At 32.9% G+C, this 17,307-nt stretch carries 18 protein-coding genes; 8 read left to right on the forward strand and 10 right to left on the reverse strand.

Going from position 1 to position 17,307, the window contains the following annotated elements; genetic code table 11:
* Positions 1 to 32: 32 nt before the first annotated feature.
* The 4 genes from WPG_RS03230 to WPG_RS18170 form a co-directional block, all read right to left on the reverse strand.
* Complete coding sequence (locus tag WPG_RS03230) at positions 33 to 725, reverse strand: CPBP family intramembrane glutamic endopeptidase (protein WP_045469283.1); 693 nt, start codon at positions 723 to 725, stop codon at positions 33 to 35.
* A 71-nt stretch (positions 726 to 796) separates the two neighbouring features.
* Positions 797 to 1,276 (reverse strand): hypothetical protein, encoded by a 480-nt coding sequence (locus WPG_RS03235; protein ID WP_045469286.1) that lies wholly within the window; start codon positions 1,274 to 1,276, stop codon positions 797 to 799.
* Between the two features lie 29 nt (positions 1,277 to 1,305).
* Positions 1,306 to 1,773, reverse strand: a complete 468-nt coding sequence (locus WPG_RS03240; RefSeq protein WP_045469290.1) for a hypothetical protein — start codon at positions 1,771 to 1,773, stop codon at positions 1,306 to 1,308.
* 1 nt (position 1,774) lies between these two features.
* On the reverse strand, positions 1,775 to 1,951 hold the full coding sequence (locus tag WPG_RS18170; protein WP_171817148.1) for a hypothetical protein: 177 nt from the start codon (positions 1,949 to 1,951) through the stop codon (positions 1,775 to 1,777).
* A 151-nt stretch (positions 1,952 to 2,102) separates the two neighbouring features.
* Here WPG_RS18170 and WPG_RS03245 point away from each other — a divergent pair, with 151 nt between their 5' ends.
* From WPG_RS03245 to WPG_RS03255, 3 genes are all read left to right on the forward strand, one after another.
* Positions 2,103 to 3,602: a hypothetical protein gene (locus WPG_RS03245; protein WP_045469292.1), complete on the forward strand. Its 1,500-nt coding sequence runs from the start codon at positions 2,103 to 2,105 to the stop codon at positions 3,600 to 3,602.
* 90 nt (positions 3,603 to 3,692) lie between these two features.
* Positions 3,693 to 4,133 (forward strand): hypothetical protein, encoded by a 441-nt coding sequence (locus WPG_RS03250; protein ID WP_045469295.1) that lies wholly within the window; start codon positions 3,693 to 3,695, stop codon positions 4,131 to 4,133.
* Positions 4,134 to 4,235: 102 nt separating this feature from the next.
* Positions 4,236 to 4,562, forward strand: coding sequence for a hypothetical protein (locus tag WPG_RS03255; protein WP_045469298.1), 327 nt, complete (start codon positions 4,236 to 4,238; stop codon positions 4,560 to 4,562).
* A 53-nt stretch (positions 4,563 to 4,615) separates the two neighbouring features.
* Here the strand turns inward: WPG_RS03255 and hemL are convergent, their stop codons facing one another.
* From hemL to WPG_RS03270, 3 genes are read right to left on the reverse strand one after another with little or no spacing between them, the layout of a single operon-like run.
* The gene (hemL, locus tag WPG_RS03260) at positions 4,616 to 5,902 is read right to left on the reverse strand and encodes a glutamate-1-semialdehyde 2,1-aminomutase (protein ID WP_045469302.1); all 1,287 of its coding nucleotides are present in this window, start codon (positions 5,900 to 5,902) and stop codon (positions 4,616 to 4,618) included.
* Position 5,903: 1 nt separating this feature from the next.
* On the reverse strand, positions 5,904 to 6,710 hold the full coding sequence (locus tag WPG_RS03265) for a glucosaminidase domain-containing protein (protein ID WP_045469305.1): 807 nt from the start codon (positions 6,708 to 6,710) through the stop codon (positions 5,904 to 5,906).
* Positions 6,707 to 7,618 carry a 1-aminocyclopropane-1-carboxylate deaminase/D-cysteine desulfhydrase gene (locus tag WPG_RS03270; RefSeq protein ID WP_045475117.1) on the reverse strand — a complete coding sequence of 304 codons (912 nt, stop codon included), beginning with the start codon at positions 7,616 to 7,618 and terminating at the stop codon, positions 6,707 to 6,709. The genes WPG_RS03265 and WPG_RS03270 overlap by 4 nt, the downstream gene beginning before the upstream one ends.
* A 381-nt stretch (positions 7,619 to 7,999) precedes the next feature.
* On the opposite strand from WPG_RS03270, the gene WPG_RS18175 reads away from it, so the two are divergent.
* From WPG_RS18175 to WPG_RS03295, 5 genes are all read left to right on the forward strand, one after another.
* A complete protein-coding gene (locus WPG_RS18175) occupies positions 8,000 to 8,164 on the forward strand; it encodes a DUF5522 domain-containing protein (RefSeq protein ID WP_171817149.1) in 165 nt (54 codons plus the stop codon).
* A gap of 127 nt (positions 8,165 to 8,291) precedes the next feature.
* A complete protein-coding gene (locus tag WPG_RS03280; RefSeq protein ID WP_045469311.1) occupies positions 8,292 to 10,286 on the forward strand; it encodes a urocanate hydratase in 1,995 nt (664 codons plus the stop codon).
* A 10-nt stretch (positions 10,287 to 10,296) separates the two neighbouring features.
* Positions 10,297 to 10,863: a DUF4136 domain-containing protein gene (locus tag WPG_RS03285; protein WP_045475120.1), complete on the forward strand. Its 567-nt coding sequence runs from the start codon at positions 10,297 to 10,299 to the stop codon at positions 10,861 to 10,863.
* A 117-nt stretch (positions 10,864 to 10,980) separates the two neighbouring features.
* Positions 10,981 to 12,657, forward strand: coding sequence for a SulP family inorganic anion transporter (locus tag WPG_RS03290; RefSeq protein ID WP_045469314.1), 1,677 nt, complete (start codon positions 10,981 to 10,983; stop codon positions 12,655 to 12,657).
* Positions 12,658 to 12,788: 131 nt separating this feature from the next.
* Entirely contained in the window at positions 12,789 to 12,980 is a 192-nt protein-coding gene (locus WPG_RS03295; RefSeq protein ID WP_045469316.1) for a cold-shock protein, read from the forward strand.
* Between the two features lie 69 nt (positions 12,981 to 13,049).
* Here the strand turns inward: WPG_RS03295 and WPG_RS03300 are convergent, their stop codons facing one another.
* The 3 genes from WPG_RS03300 to WPG_RS03310 are packed head-to-tail and all read right to left on the reverse strand — an operon-like array spanning position 13,050 to position 17,282.
* Entirely contained in the window at positions 13,050 to 14,111 is a 1,062-nt protein-coding gene (locus WPG_RS03300; protein ID WP_045469318.1) for a bestrophin family protein, read from the reverse strand.
* Between the two features lie 54 nt (positions 14,112 to 14,165).
* Positions 14,166 to 16,214, reverse strand: coding sequence for a thiamine pyrophosphate-dependent enzyme (locus tag WPG_RS03305; RefSeq protein WP_045469321.1), 2,049 nt, complete (start codon positions 16,212 to 16,214; stop codon positions 14,166 to 14,168).
* Positions 16,215 to 17,282 carry a branched-chain amino acid aminotransferase gene (locus tag WPG_RS03310; RefSeq protein ID WP_045469324.1) on the reverse strand — a complete coding sequence of 356 codons (1,068 nt, stop codon included), beginning with the start codon at positions 17,280 to 17,282 and terminating at the stop codon, positions 16,215 to 16,217.
* Between the last annotated feature and the right edge of the window lie 25 nt (positions 17,283 to 17,307).

The following is a 17,307-nucleotide window of genomic DNA, read 5'->3' on the forward strand; positions in this document are numbered from 1 at the left end:
CTTACTTCCTACAAGATAGGAAAATTTAAGTATTACAAATATTTCATAAATACATCAGCAAAAGGGTCTTGATTTACAACAGTGTAATAAAACAATGCACCTAACCAGCCGTGACAAACCCCTAACACATAAATATTCTTAATCTTTAAATACACATACCCATAAAATAAAGCTAGAATAAATGTACCTAACATTAACCAACTTGAAGGATAATGAACAACTGAAAACAGAATAGCAGTAGAACATATAATTACTCCCTTTTTAAGTTTTAGACTCTTTAAACTATTGAGATTACCTGCAACCAAACCAATAGTTAAAAATTGTTGCACGCTGCCCCAAATTGGATAGGTAATTAATAGTGGCAAAATGTGCCAAGTCATATTTAAAGTACCTTGAAAATAGCCGATGAGAAAAAAAGATAGAATCGAAATGATTGCAAATGGCAAAACAAGTTTTAAAACCGATTTAAAATTATCTAATCTAAAACCCCAATCCTTAAGTACTAAACTATCCTTTTTATAACGATACCAAACGTAACTAGACCAACCAAAAATTGTAATTAGCACAAAAGGTAATCTCATATTTAGATAATCTACAAATAGAAATTTTCCTATAGCTGTTAGAGTGACTGCACTAATTTCAATAAGTCTTATTCTATCAGAAACAGGTCGTGTAAGTTTTGTATTGGAAAACTCCGTGAGGTATTTTGTTAATCTATTTTTCATGATCTGTTTAATTTAAAACCTCGCAGCTCTAAACCAATCTACGAGGTTTTGGGTTACTAACTAACCTATCATCAAAAAAAGAATATCATATACACAATGATGCCTTCAGCGATACCTGTAACAATAGACATTCCAAGAATATCTTTTATCTTACTTCGTAAAAAAAATACAGCACTTAATATGGCAATTATACCTGCTAACAAAATCTCTAATGCATCTATTTTAGAGAGTAATAAAGTAATTCCTGTGAACGCAATTGTTATCCCAAGAGTTATTAATCCAAATTTTAGAATCTCTTGTTTTGTATAATTCCCTTCAATAAAACCTTTTCGTAAATCACGTAATATTGAAAGTATAAATAGTAATGGTACAACTGATAGAAATGGGGCAAAAACCACTTTAATACCTTTTACAACAGATAGATTATTATAAAAGAAAAAAGCAATAGCCATGAAAGCTAATAATCCTGTTACTATTATAGTTTGAAACGTAAATAGTAATTCTCTCTTCCCAGAGTTAGTCTTAGTCTTTGGTGTTTTAATAATGTTCATAATTTTTAAATTTTGATGATTATTTTAATCTAAGCAGACAAAAAGAAAATATGTATTGCTAAAGCCATAAGCACTCCACTTAAAATACCATTAGCTTTAAGGTTATTGTATAAAAGAAAATTCATCACATAGGAACTAATTGTTGTTGAGTTTATAAGGTGTGCAATTACTAAAGCATCTTCAAGTTTTTTATGTATTAGAAACTCTAGAAATTGCATTACTAATATCACACCAACTACAGTAACCAATAATAGAAAAGTAGCTGGCTTTTGATTTTTAATCTTATACTCATCTGTGTTTTCTGGCAGAAAATGTTCAATGACTATAAATCGGACAAAAAACAATAGTGGTAATGGAAACAAAACTGATGCAATAATTTTTATAACATCTTTTAGTGTTTTTATTTCATCATATCCTAGAAAAACCAAATAGATAAATACAAAAACAGAAATACCAGTTGTAATGAAAAACGCAATATTTAGATTTTTCAACTTCATTCTAATAACTCGTCAAATAAGTAGTACCTAATGTATTATTCGCCAAAAAGTCAACTTTACTATTATAAGAGTCTATTAAATAATTAGAAATTGATTTTGAATGTATCGCTACCAAACTCATAGTTATAGCAAACACACAAATCTTAATAAATTCTTTAGTTTTTGGTTTAAAATTCATAATAATTGTTTTGATGATTATGAGACAAATCTGCGGCTTAAATTTCAGTGATAAAAACTAATTTTATTAAAATACTGACGATATATTTTTTTTAAATAATTATAAATAATATTATTTTTATTTATTTATAATAATAATTAATGACGATTAAATGATTAATCTAAAATCTATAATTAAAACTTTAAACTCAGAAGAACAGCAAAAATTCATCTCTTACCTTCATCAAAAAAACAAAAGAAAGAATACAAAAAACATTCAGTTATTTAAGCTGCTATCTCATCCTGAAAATGATTCTATAACGATTTGCAAACAACTTTACAAAACAGAAAAGAGTAATGCCTATCATGCACTTAGAAAGCGATTATTTCAATCTTTAATTGACTTTACAGCAAATAAAAATCTAGAAGATGAGAATTCTATAGATATGAAAATCATTAAATACATTCTAGCTTCTCGTACATATCTTCTTCAGAAAAACTTCGATATAGCTTATAAAATTTTAGATAAGGCCGAACATTTGGCAGATGAATATTCACTATTCCCTATACTTAATGAAATTTATCATACTAAAATTCAGTATGCTTCAGATTATCCAAAAGTTGATTTAAAAACTTTAATTTATAAGCAACAAGAAAATCAAAAAAAACATCAACTCGAAGATCGATTAAATGTTGTTTACGCCGAGTTAAAAACAGTTTTAAATGCTATTAGCTATGAAGGTAAAATCATAGACTTTGAGACCGAGCTTAATCACATTCTAAAAGCGTCTCATATAGAACTTAATCAATCATTATCTTTTAAATCTTTATATCAAATATTAGCAATTGCCAATATATCTGCTTCAGTGACTACAAAATATTTTCAAATTGAGGATTTTGTTTTAAAGAGTTATGACATCCTAAAAAGGAAGAAGGAAACAGACAAGCAATTATATTATCAAATTCAGATTGTATATATTATTGCTAATACGCTTTTCAGAAACAAAAAATTTGAAGCCTCTTTAAATTATATTTCTGAGATGGAACAACTCATGCAATCTAATAGAAGTGTTCACAAAAAAGAGTTCACCTTAAAGAAAACTTTAGTTAAAGCTCTTAACCTCAACTATACCAAACAACAAGAAGAAGCTATTGCCCTAGTTGAAAACAGCATTGAAAAAAAACATAATGACTTAGAATCAATGTTAGACTTGCATCTGTCACTTTTAATGTTCTATTTTCAAAATGACGAATACCATAAAGCCAAATTAATAGTATCTAAATTCTATCACACAGATAAATATTATATTGAAAAAGCTGGAATCGATTGGGTTATTAAAAAGAACGTTGCCGAACTTTTACTATATATAGAACTACAAGAAGATAATTTATTTTATTCAAGACTTAAAAGTTTCAAACGTCGTTACACCAATTATCTCAAAGACACCAATCAATTAAGAATCATGACTTTTTTAAATTTTGCTGAGCAATATTATAAAAAACCTGAATCAATAGTTACTGAAAAATTCAAAACTAAAATTAGAAATTCATTTGAATGGTCATCTGCTTACGAAGAAGATATTTTTGTCTTAAGCTCTTTCGCTTGGTTAAAAAACAAAATAGAACAAGGAAATCTCTACCAAACAACACTTCTTCTAATAAAAACAACCTAATTGTTAAAATTACTGTTAAATACTGAACTCTAATTAAACTAAACAAATGAGGCTTGGTCTTAACTAACATGACATAAAACAATTATAAAAATGAAAAAAATATTAGTAATTGCCTTGGCACTATTTACTTTAAATGGTGTGGCACAAGAAAAAAGAAAACGATCCTCAGAACGCCACGAAAAAATGGATATGAGAAAAGATATGTCTCCTAAAGATATTGCAGATTTAAAATCTAAAAAAATGACCTTAAGACTAGATCTTACAGATGCTCAACAACGAAAAGTGCACAAATTAATTTTAAATCAGGCTGAAGTTAATCAGAACAAAAGAAAAGAACGCAAAGGTTATGATGAAAAAAGAGAAAAACCGTCTAAAGAAGAGCGTTTAAAAATGCAAAATCAAAGATTGGATCAAATGATAGCATTAAAACGTGAATTTAAAACGATACTGACAGCAGAACAATATGCAAAATTTGAAAAAATGCAACCTGAAAAACAAAGACGCAAAGGAAAACGAAAAAAAAGACAATAGTTAATATAACTTTAATCAAAAAAAGTATCGCTTAGGCGATACTTTTTCTTTTAATTGAATAAAATTGTTACTTTAGTATCCAAATTAAATAACTAATCCATAATGAAAAAGTTAATTACACTGTGTTTATTTGTATTTGCAATGCTTTTAGGAACTGAGTCAGCAATAGCACAGACCAACAAGAAAGAAGTACATGCGCAAGCTGCACAAAAAACTGAAGCTTTAAGAAAATATGTAAAGTTTAATGATACTCAGAGAGATCAGGTTTACCAAGCAGTAAAAGAATACACACAAGCAACTTTAGATCTTAAGAAAGTAGCTGTCGTAGAAGAAGTTGTTGTTGAAAAAATTGAGAAATTACTCGAAACTAAAATGCAAGGTATTTTAACTGATGAGCAATTTGAGCGATACAAAACATTTACTGAATAGCAGTTCAAAAGAATTATAAATAAAAAAGCCTCACAAATGTGAGGCTTTTTTATTTATAATTCTTTTGCAATCTCTTCAACTGCTGTTATAGTTTCATTTAAATCTTGATACGTCAATGCGTCTGTTATAAACCAAGTTTCAAATGCGCTAGGTGCTATATAAATACCTCTATCTAACATCCCATGAAAGAATTTTTTAAAGGTGTCATTATTTCCTTTTGTAGCAGAATCGAAATCTATAACTGCAGCTTCCGAGAAATGCACTGAAATCATAGAGCCAATTCTATTAATAGTATGCACTACATTGTTCTTGTTTAAGGCATCTGATATTCCTTTATGGAGGTATTTAGTTTTCTCCTCTAACCTATTCATTAATCCTTTGTCAGTATTAATAGATTTTAACATAGCCAAACCTGCTGCCATGGCCAATGGGTTTCCACTTAATGTTCCAGCTTGATAGACTGGTCCAAGGGGTGCTAGATGATTCATAATTTCATTTCGAGCTGCAAAGGCACCAACTGGCAAACCTCCACCTACAACTTTACCAAAACATACAATATCTGCATTAACATTCATTAATTCTTGCACACCACCTTTTGCGAGTCTAAAACCCGTCATAACCTCATCAAAAATCAAAAGAATATCATTAGTATCACAAACAGCTCTTAAACCTTCAAGAAATCCATCTACTGGAGGAATGCAGCCCATGTTTCCAGCTACTGGCTCTACAATAATTGCGGCAATTTCATTTTTATTAGCTTCTACTAATTCTTTTACATTATCAATAGCATTAAATCTAGCCAATAAAGTGTCTTTTGCAGTACCTTGGGTAACTCCAGGACTGTTAGGAGTTCCAAACGTAATCGCACCACTTCCGGCAGCAATTAAAAACGAATCACTATGCCCATGATAGCAACCAGAAAACTTTATAATCTTATCTCTTTCAGTAAACCCTCGAGCTAAACGAATTGCACTCATACAAGCTTCTGTTCCTGAATTTACAAAACGAATTTTGTCAATATTTGGAACCATCGAAACAGCCAATTCAGCGATTTCAGTTTCTAGAGCAGTTGGCATACCAAAAGATGTACCAGCCTTTGTTTTTTCTACAACAGCATCTACAACAGGAGGAAATGCATGACCTAGTAACATTGGTCCCCAAGAATTGATATAATCGATAAATCGATTACCATCTTCATCATATACATATGCTCCTTTAGCTGATTTAGCAAAAATTGGTGTACCACCAACAGCACTGAATGCCCTAACAGGAGAATTAACTCCACCAGGAATTACTTCCTTTGCAGCTTTAAATAAAGCACTACTTCTTTGATATAACATATTATTTATTCGGAATCATTATTTCTTGACCTAAAGCTAAATCATTTGAGGTCATATTATTTAAATCTTTTATGGCTTTTACTGAAGTATTGTATCGTTTTGCTAGCGAATATAGGGTATCACCATTTACAATCACATACTTATATACTCCACTATTAATACGAACTATTTTAGGTGTATTTCCGCCAAGAACCTCTTGGTCATATTCATACAATTTATAGCGCTCTATTAGATTAATTAACTTTTGAGGATATTTTCTATCCGTGGCATAGCCAGCTGCACGTAAACCTTTGGCCCATGCTTTATAGTCATTAGGTTTCAACTTAAAAAGTTTCGCATAACGCTTACGACCAGTTAAAAACTCAGAATGATCTTTATAAGATGATTCAGCTTTTCTGTATTTCCTAAAGCATTCTTGAGACTTATCATCATCATGATAGATTTTTGCTCCTTTCCATCCATGACATTTAATTCCGAAGTGGTTATTAGCCTTAACTGCTAATCGACCACGACCAGAACCAGATTCTAAAATACCCTGAGCTAAAGTTATACTTGCAGGTATTTTAGATTTTCTCATTTCATCTTTTGCAATAGTTGCATATGTAACAATATACTTATCTATTGACGAAGGAATTTTAGCTGTCTTAATTTCTTTTATATCAGTTTCAGAAACTCTTGTTTCTTGTTTCTTATTAATGACCTCCACCTTTTTACTGTTCTTCTTCTTAGTCACAATTCCTTTTTTAGGACCACAACTAAAAACAACAATACTAAGTATCACTAATATGTATATATAAATTACTTTCATTCGTTAATTAAAGGCATATTCTTACGTTTCAATTTTAGATTCATACCTGCTATACCTTGTAAACCCCCAGTATGAATAGCTAATATTTTTGATCCTTTATGGAAAAAATCATTTTCAATTAAATCAACTATTCCGTACATCATTTTACCCGTATAAATGGGATCCAGAGGAATATTATAATCGCTTTTAAATCTATTGATAAATGTAATTAGTTCCGGTTTTATTTTTCCATATCCACCAAAATGATAATCTGTAACTAAATCCCAATTATCATTCTTTGCAAATTTACGAATATCTTGTTTTAAAAAGTCTCCTTTTAACGCAGGAAAACCTAATATTTTTTGATGATTCTCTGATGCATTTAAAATACCAGAAATAGTACCGCCTGTGCCAACACTGCAACATATATAATCAAACTGACCATCATCTTTAGATATTATTTCTTCACAACCTTTAACGGCCAATTGATTTGTACCGCCCTCTGGAATTAAATAAAATTCACCCAACTTCTTTTTAAGAGACTCAATATAATTAGAGTTAGATTTTCTTTTGTAATCCTCTCGAGAAACAAATAAAAGTTGCATACCACAAGACTTTGCAAAACTTAAGGTTGGATTACTTTTAATTTTCCCATCAAGCTCTTCACCTCTTATAATTCCAATGGTCTTAAAATTATTTATTTTACCAGCATAAGCCGTTGCCAAAATATGATTAGAAAATGCACCACCAAAAGTTAATAAAGTATCTTCTTTTAGCTTATAAGCTCTAAATAAATTGTATTTGAGTTTTCTATATTTATTACCAGAAATATGAGGATGAATTAAATCTTCGCGCTTTAAATAAAGTTGAATATTATAATCATCCTTCAGAGGAATTTGTTGGACTATTGCAGTTCTTGGAGAATCCATATTAGGCATCAAAAATAATGTATAAAATTCCAAAAAGTTCGTTTATCCAAAAAGTTTAAATTAGGTTCATTTTCATATGCCTCTCGTTCAAATGAAATATTTTTATAGGCCAATTTCCAATTTTTATATTTTATGAGTCTAATTAAAAATTCTAAAGTATAAACAATAAAGAAAGGAATAACCAATAACTCAAGTTGCTGTCTTAAATGTATTCTTTCGTGATTTATTAAAGTTCTTTTCCCTTTCAGAGCTTTATGCTTTAGAAGCATAAAAGGAAATAATGTTATCCCAACATAACCTCTTGGCACAATATATTTTGAAATTAAAATCACAATTTATTCTATTCAAAAATCAATCCAATTTACATTATCTTTGTTAAACATGAAGGAATTTGTCCCAATTGAAGACGGGGATTATTATTTAACACCCGAAGGCTATCGTTGTTTCACAGAACAATATCACTTAAAAAGAGGTTATTGCTGTGAGAGTGGCTGTAGACATTGCCCTTATGGGTTTAATAAAAAAACAAATACACAGAAAAAATAAATTTGGATTTAATTTTAATGACATATAAAGTTAAAGTCGCGAATATTCACCATCGTGTGGATATTCGTTATCCCTAGATTAATCATATTCAAACTCAGAATATGTAATAATCTAAAAGAACTATAAAATGACATTTAAAGAACAAATATTAGAAGGTATTCCAAATATTTTACCTCAACCAAAATTGTATGACTCTTCAATAAATCATGCTCCAAAACGAAAGGAGATATTGTCAACTGAAGAAGAGACTTTAGCGCTTAGAAATGCATTACGCTATTTCGATAAAAAACATCACAAAGTTTTAATGCACGAATTTAAAAATGAATTAGATACTTACGGTCGAATATACATGTATAGACTAAGGCCCGATTACGAAATGTATGCGAGACCAATTGATGAATATCCTGCCAAATCAAAACAAGCAGCAGCTATAATGCTCATGATTCAGAATAATTTAGATTATGCTGTTGCACAACACCCTCATGAATTGATTACCTATGGTGGTAATGGAGGTGTTTTTTCCAATTGGGCTCAATATAGATTAACCATGAAGTATTTGGCTGAAATGAATAATAGGCAAACCCTAGTCATGTATTCTGGTCATCCTATGGGTTTATTTCCTTCACACAATGAAGCACCAAGAGTTGTAGTTACCAATGGGATGATGATTCCTAATTATTCCAAACCGGATGATTGGGAAAAATTTAATGCCTTGGGTGTTACCCAATATGGGCAAATGACTGCAGGAAGCTATATGTATATTGGACCTCAAGGAATTGTTCATGGAACAACAATTACGGTTCTTAACGGCTTTAGAAAAATAGATAAAGAACCTGAAGGAAACCTATTTGTAACTTCTGGATTAGGTGGTATGTCTGGTGCACAACCAAAAGCTGGAAATATTGCAGGCTGCATAACCGTTTGTGCAGAAGTGAACCCAAAAATTACTCAAGTAAGATTAGATCAAGGTTGGATTGATGAAAAAATTACAGATTTAGATAAGCTTGTTGATCGCGTTAATAAAGCAAAAACTGAAAAAGAAACCGTTTCAATAGCTTATTTAGGGAATATTGTTGATGTCTGGGAAAAATTTGATGAAGCTAATATTCATATTGATTTAGGTAGTGATCAGACTTCACTGCACAATCCATGGGCTGGAGGTTATTATCCTGTAGGTTTATCTTTTGAAGAATCTAACGAGATGATGGCTAATAGTCCTGAACTTTTTAAAGAAAAAGTAAAAGAAACATTACGTCGTCATGCTAAAGCGATTAATAAGCATACTGCTAAGGGCACATATTTTTTTGATTATGGGAACGCCTTTTTATTAGAAGCTTCCAGGGCAGGTGCAGATATAATGTCTAAAAAATCTTCTATAGGTCGTGAATTTAAATACCCTAGTTATGTACAAGATATTATGGGACCTATGTGTTTTGATTACGGCTTTGGTCCATTCCGTTGGGTTTGTGCCTCAGGAAAACCTGAAGACTTAACAAAAACAGACAAAATTGCTTGTGATGTTTTGGAAGAGATAATGAAAGATTCACCAGAAGAAATTCAACAGCAAATGGCTGATAATATTCAATGGATAAAAGGAGCTCAAGAAAACAAATTAGTCGTAGGTTCTCAAGCTAGAATATTATATGCTGATGCAGAAGGTCGAATGAAGATAGCTCAAGCCTTTAACCAAGCCATATCAAGCAATGAAATTGGTGAAATTATATTAGGCAGAGATCATCATGATGTCTCAGGTACTGACTCTCCATATCGTGAAACTAGTAATATTTATGATGGATCTCGCTTTACAGCAGATATGGCAATTCACAATGTAATTGGTGATAGTTTTAGAGGAGCAACTTGGGTTAGTATTCACAATGGTGGTGGAGTTGGATGGGGAGAAGTAATTAATGGTGGCTTCGGCATGGTTCTTGATGGTACTAAGGAAGCATCAAAACGATTAAAACAAATGTTATTTTGGGATGTTAACAATGGTATTTCAAGACGAAGTTGGGCCAGAAATGAAGGAGCAATTTTTGCAATAAAACGTGCTATGGAAGTTGAACCTAATTTAAATGTAACTTTACCTAATCTAGTTGATGATAATTTATTTGAAACAAATTAAAAAAAGCGATATGAAGAAACTATTAAAATTCACACCCATTTTAATGTTTGCCATCCTTCTATCTTCTTGTAGTTCTGTAAGAGTTGCAGCAGATTATGATAGGGAAGCAAATTTTGACGATTACAAGACCTTTGCATTTTTTAAGCCTGGTATTGATAAGGCTGAAATAAATGATATTGATAAACGTAGAATATTAAGAGCCATTGAAGCTGAGTTAATGGCTAAAGGCATGACCAAGTCAGAAAATCCAGATATGCTAGTAAGTATATTCACCAAATCTAACCAACGTGTTGATATTTATAACAATGCTTGGGGTGCTGGTGCTTGGGGCTGGGGAGGTTTCAACCGATGGGGTTGGGGCTGGGGACCAGGTTTAGGTTGGGGAGGTGGAAACCAAGTTTCCACAAAAACCGAAGGTGTCTTATATATAGATTTAGTTGACACTAGTAAAAAAGAGTTAATCTGGCAAGGTTCAGGAACGGGTTATTTAGTCACAAAAAATGTTGAAAAAAAGGAAGCTCGTATTAAAGAATTTGTAGCAAAAACAATGGTACAGTTTCCACCTGAAAAAGGTTAAAAAAGAACTTTATATAAATTGAAAGTACTAGTAATCTAGTGCTTTTTTTGTTTCTATTAATTGATTAGGCTATAAATCTAAATACTATATCTTTGCCGACTTGTAAAGAAATATATTATGATACTAGGCCAAACCACAAGAAAAAACTTTACTCAAAACCCTAAGAATGATATTCTTTCAGGATTAACAGTCGCTTTAGCATTAGTACCTGAAGCTGTAGCATTTGCATTTGTTGCAGGTGTTGACCCACTTGTTGGACTCTACGGAGCTTTTATGATGGGAATTGTAACAGCGTTATTTGGTGGACGACCTGGAATGATCTCGGGAGCAACTGGAGCCATGGCCGTAGTCATGGTACATTTGATTCAGAAAGGAAATGAAGTTGGCTTAGCTTTAGACACACCAATTGAAAACCTTGGGTTGCAATGGCTATTTATTACATTACTATTAGTTGGTGGAATCCAAATATTAGCAGGAGTTTTTAAACTTGGTAAATTTGTACGTTTGATTCCGCATCCTGTAATGATGGGATTCGTTAATGGTTTAGCTATTGTTATTTTTCTTTCGCAATTGGGCTTATTTCCTAATGCAGTGCCTAAAGAAATTTCTATTTGGTCAAATACATCAGATTGGTTTTCTACATTATTTACTAATGCAGCATTCTGGAAAATGATGGGCTTTATTTGCCTAACAATGGGTATAATGTACGGGCTTCCTAAACTCACAAAAAAGATTCCTGCAGCGCTTATCGCTATAATAGTTGTAGCATGTATTACCATTTTTGGTGGTATTGAAATGAGTACTGTAGGTTCATTTATAGCTGATGGAGGTGGAAAAGGTTTAAAAGGTAGTTTACCAACGTTTCAAGATCAAATATTTGGGTTTTTTAGCACCTTATCTGGTCATTGGAGTTTAATCTTCTCAACTGCGTTTATACTTGCCGCGGTAGGTTTAATTGAATCTCTAATGACATTAAATCTTATTGATGAGATGACAGAAACAAGAGGAAGTGGTAATAGAGAATGTATTGCTCAAGGTGGTGCGAATATGCTTAATGGTTTATTTGGAGGAATGGGAGGCTGTGCTATGATTGGTCAATCCATAATCAATGTAGATTCTGGTGGGCGTGGGCGTTTGTCTGGAGCAGTTGCCGCAATTGCTTTACTTTGTTTTGTGTTATTTGGCGCACCTTTAATTGAACAAATACCAATTGCTGCCTTAGTTGGCGTAATGTTTATGGTTGTCATTGGAACATTTGCTTGGTCTAGTTTTAGAATTATTAGAAAAATACCTATTTCTGATGCGATCGTTTTAATAGCAGTTTCTGCAATCACAGTTTGGCAAGATTTGGCAGTTGCAGTAATTGCTGGAGTTATTATTTCTGCGTTAGTTTTCGCATGGAAAAACGCCACTATGATTAGAGCGAGAAAACGAATTCAGCCAGATGGCACAAAAACTTATGAAATTTGGGGCCCACTTTTCTTTGGATCTATTCAGAATTTCAATTCAAAATTTGATGCCAAAAACGATCCTGATAACGTTGAAATAGATTTTGTAGAATCTCGTGTAAGTGATCATTCTGCACTCGAAGCAATTTTCAATTTAGTAAACAAATACGAAGCTGAAGGTAAATCCATAAAGCTAAAACACCTTAGTGAGGATTGCAAACAACTAATGTATAAAGCCAGCCCTAAATTTAAAGAAGTAATTATTGAAGATGTGGATGATCCAAGATACCATTTAGCAGCTGATCCTGAAAAATTCACAAAACCACTTTCTGAATATAACATTTAATCGTAGCTATTGGCCATCCTTATAGACTAAGGATTAGCTAGTTACCTTTTTTTGTTTACGATTAAAAATATAAAATAACTGAAAATCAATTAATTAGAGTACATTCGCATCTTAATTTAATATATTTTAATATGAGTACTGGTACAGTAAAATTTTTTAATGATTCTAAAGGTTTTGGATTCATAACAGAAGAAGGAAGCGACAAAGATCATTTTGTACACATTTCTGGTTTAGTTGATGAAGTAAGAGAAGGTGACAAGGTAGAATTCGATTTAACAGAAGGAAAAAAGGGATTAAATGCAGTAAATGTAAAAGTTATATAAATAAACATATATATATCTTACAATCTTTTTAGAATACAGCCTATCTTTTTAGATAGGCTTTTTTAATGCTTACATCTGCACATTTTTTTCCTCCGGAAATTGACTCGGTATTTGACTTGGATCTTCATCTAACATTTGTCGTAAATCAATTTCAATACCTCGAGCAATTGTAGAAATTGGAACATCGTTTGGTCCTCCTTCAAAAGGATTCTCACCAGTTCTTGCTACGCGTTCCATAGTATGAAACGCCCAAGAGACTATTGCACAAAAAGGTATAGCAATCCAAATAAAATATTTACCGACTATATAAAAGTCATTCACCATAGTATCACCGATTTCTGCAAATTCTGGAATTAATCCAAATGGAATAAGTATTGTAAAAACTCTAGTTAAATAAAGTCCTAAGCTCGCATATTGTCTAGGATAAGGAAAATTTTTGATACGTTCTGATTTACCTTGGTGTGTAAAAAGAGACTCCAATACATTTTCTAACTCAAGAAAAGCAAACTCCCAAATAACACCTTTCTCCTTTAGTCGTCTTATGTGCTTAGATTGTAAATATAAAAGTGCTGTTTGTTTATTCCCTTTTGACAATACGTAAGAACGTTCTTCTTCAGACAAATACATCATTAGATTATCGTCTAAGGTCGAAACCTCCTCAGGAGTATGAATCATATTACTCCATTCTCTATTTGTTTTTGATTGATGTTGTGTCTCCCAACTTTTCTTTTGACGCATGGCGTACCGTAAAGCAGTCATCCACGCAATATGCCTGTAAATGAGGACCTTCTTATGATTTTTTAATTCATCATCAGAGATCGGCTCATCACAATACTCATTGGTAACCATATCTTGAATTTTCATTCCCCAAGTACGTGATGTATTAACGATGGCTCCCCAAATCATCCGAGCCTCCCAAATACGACCGTATGCAGAGTTGTTCTGAAAACCCACTAAAAATGCTACCGCTGTACCAATAAGTGCTACAGGTGTCCATGGTACATTTAAAAATGTGAATCCGAAAACTTTGTAGAGAATTGTTATAATTCCAGCATAAAGAAGATATATAAGTGTCTCACCTCTTGTCCAAAGCACCATGTCTAGGACTGAGTATCGTTTTTTAGTTAGCATTTAGTTGATTTTAAATATTCTTAAATATACAGAAAATGTCTAATAAAAGAACGTCTAGTAATTGAGTAAAGCTTCTATTTTATCCTTTACCTTTTCAGTAGATGGTATCATTGTTTGCTCTAAAGTCGAATTTAAAGGAATAGCTGGCATATTTTCACTACCAATGGTCATTACTGGCGCGTCTAAATATTTAAAGCATTCTTCTTGAATTTTTCCAGCTAAAGCTCTAGCAAAACTATTGTTAGAAGGTTCTTCTGTAACCACTAAACATTTGCTTGTTTTCTTGACCGATTTCATAACGGTGTCTTCATCTAAAGGAAATAAAGTTCTCAAATCAATAACTTCAATTTGGTCTTGCATGCTCATTTCTTCTGAAGCATTCATTGCCCAATGCACTCCCATACCATAAGTTACAATGGTAAGTGTTTCTAAATTTTCTTGTTTCCAGATTTCTTGTAAAACCCAAGCCTTTCCAAATGGCAAGACATAGTCTTCACTTGGTTCAACAGAAGTTGCTCCTTGAGTTCCTGGCACTTTAGACCAGTACAAACCTTTATGTTCTAAAATCACCACGGGATTGGGATCGTGATACCCAGCTTTCATCAAACCTTTTAAATCTGCTCCGTTACTTGGATAGGCAATTTTAATACCTCGAATATTAGTAACCACACTTTCAACTGAAGATGAATGGTAAGGTCCACCACTCCCATAAGCACCAATTGGTACTCTTAAAATCATACTCACTGGCCATTTTCCGTTAGAGAGATAACAACTTCTACTAACCTCTGTAAATAATTGATTTAAGCCTGGCCAAATATAATCGGCGAACTGAACTTCAACTATTGGTTTCAATCCAACCGCTGACATACCAACAGTAGAACCAACGATAAACGCTTCTTGTATTGGTGTATTAAAAACGCGATCGTCACCAAATTTTTGTGCTAATGTAGCCGCTTCTCTAAATACTCCACCTAAGCGTCCTCCAACATCTTGTCCATACAACAAACATTCTTTATGCTCTTTCATCAGTTCTTCAACTGCGAATAAAGCACAATCAACCATCACTACCTTATCAGCACCTTCAGGTTCTCGAGTTCCTTTTTCTTCTGTTATTGGTGTTGGTGCAAAATCATTTGTGTATAAATCTTCTGGTTTTGGGTCTTCAGCTTTTAAGGCTTTTTCAAAATCTGATTGTACTTTCGTTTTCGCGGAATTTTCTATTGCATCCACCTCGGTTGAAGAAAAACCAGCATCTAATAATTGTTGTTTAATTACAGGATAAGGATCTCGAGAACGTGCTTCTTCCAAATCATCTCTGTACCATTCCATTCGTACTCCAGACGTATGATGGTTTAATAAAGGAACCTTTGCATGTACTAAAAACGGTCGGCGCTCTTTTCGTATAGTATTAATTACTTTTTCTAAAGCTTCATAGCTTTCTGTAAAGTTTGCCCCATCAATAGAAATAGCTTCCAATCCATGAAACCCTGCTGCATATTCAGCTGCATTCTGAGCTCTAGTCTCAGCTTCATTGGCAGATATATCCCAACCATTATCCTGTACCAAATATAGAATTGGCATTTGCTTTAATGCTGCCATCTGAAAAGCTTCAGCAATCTCTCCTTCCGTTACAGAAGCATCACCAAGTGAACAAACTGAAATCGGATTTTCAATTGAATTATCATTTAAACCTTGTAATTCTTTGTATTGCATTCCCATAGCGACACCAGTTGCTGGAATTGCCTGCATACCAGTTGCAGAAGATTGATGAGGGATTTTAGGCTTATCATCATCCTTTAAACTAGGATGTGAGTAATACGATCTTCCAGCAGAAAAGGGATCGTCTTTCTTTGCTAACAATTGCAACATTAAATCATAAGGCTCTAAGCCAAATGATAATAACATGGCATCATCTCTATAATATGGAAATGCAAAATCTTGTGGCAGTAATTGTAGTCCTAATGCAATTTGAATAGCTTCATGACCACGAGAGGTTGCATGAACGTACTTGGAAACCTGTTTAAAATTAGCTTCGTATAATTCGGTCATTGCTTTGGCTGTGCAAAGCTTTGAATATGCCTTTTCGAGTATTGCTTTTTTCATTTATGCCAATTCCGTTTCCACTTTAGTCATCCATCCAAATTTATCTTCAAGCTGACCTGTTTTAATAGCATTTAAAGAATCATTTACTTCTAAACCTACAGGACTTTGGTCAGATACATGAATGGTTTCACCTTCTATACCTATTTCTTGAATATAAGCAATACCCACAGCCGTTCCTGTTCCAAAGGCCTCTTCCAAAGTTCCATTACTTGATGCTTCTTTTATTTCATCAATCGTAATTTTGCGCTCAGTCACGTTATAATTCATAGCCTTAAGCATTTCTATGACACTAACTCGCGTTATACCATGCAAAACTGATCCATCCAATTCTGGGGTAATAAACTCTCCTTTAATTTTGAAGAAGATATTCATCGTACCCACTTCTTGAATATATTTGTGTTCAGCAGCATCTAACCATAATACTTGGTCGTAACCTTTTGATTTTGCTTGTTCTGTAGGTCGAATTGCAGCTGCGTAGTTTCCAGCAGCCTTTGCCTCACCAGTGCCTCCATGTGCAGCTCTTATATATTGTTTTTCTGCCCATAACTTTATTCGCTTACTAAAAAATGGTCCAGCTGGTGAAGCCATAATAATAAACTTATAATATGTAGCTGCTCTCATACCAATAAATGGCTCATCTGCATACATAAATGGTCTCAAATATAATGCGCTTCCATCCTTAGGAGGAATCCAATTATGTTCTAAACCGACTAATTCTTTGAGTCCATCAACGAATAAATCTTCTGGAACATTTGGCATTCCCATACGATCAGCACTCAAATTCATACGCTTAGCATTATCCTCTGGTCTAAACAGCATTGGTTCACCTTTAGTATCCTTATAAGCCTTCATGCCTTCGAATATAGCTTGACCATAATGTAGTGCCATTGCGGCTGGATGCGTTGGAATCATTCCCATAGGAACAATTCTTGGATTTACCCATTCTCCATTTTCAAAATCACAAATAAACATGTGATCTGTAAATGTGGTTCCTAGTGGTATATTGTTGAAATCTAAAGCGTCTACTTTAGAGTTTTCTACTTTAGTTATTGAAATATTATAACTCATATTATTAGGTTTATGAGATTCTGAA

It is taken from the genome of Winogradskyella sp. PG-2 (assembly GCF_000828715.1).
Taxonomy (GTDB): Bacteria; Bacteroidota; Bacteroidia; order Flavobacteriales; family Flavobacteriaceae; genus Winogradskyella.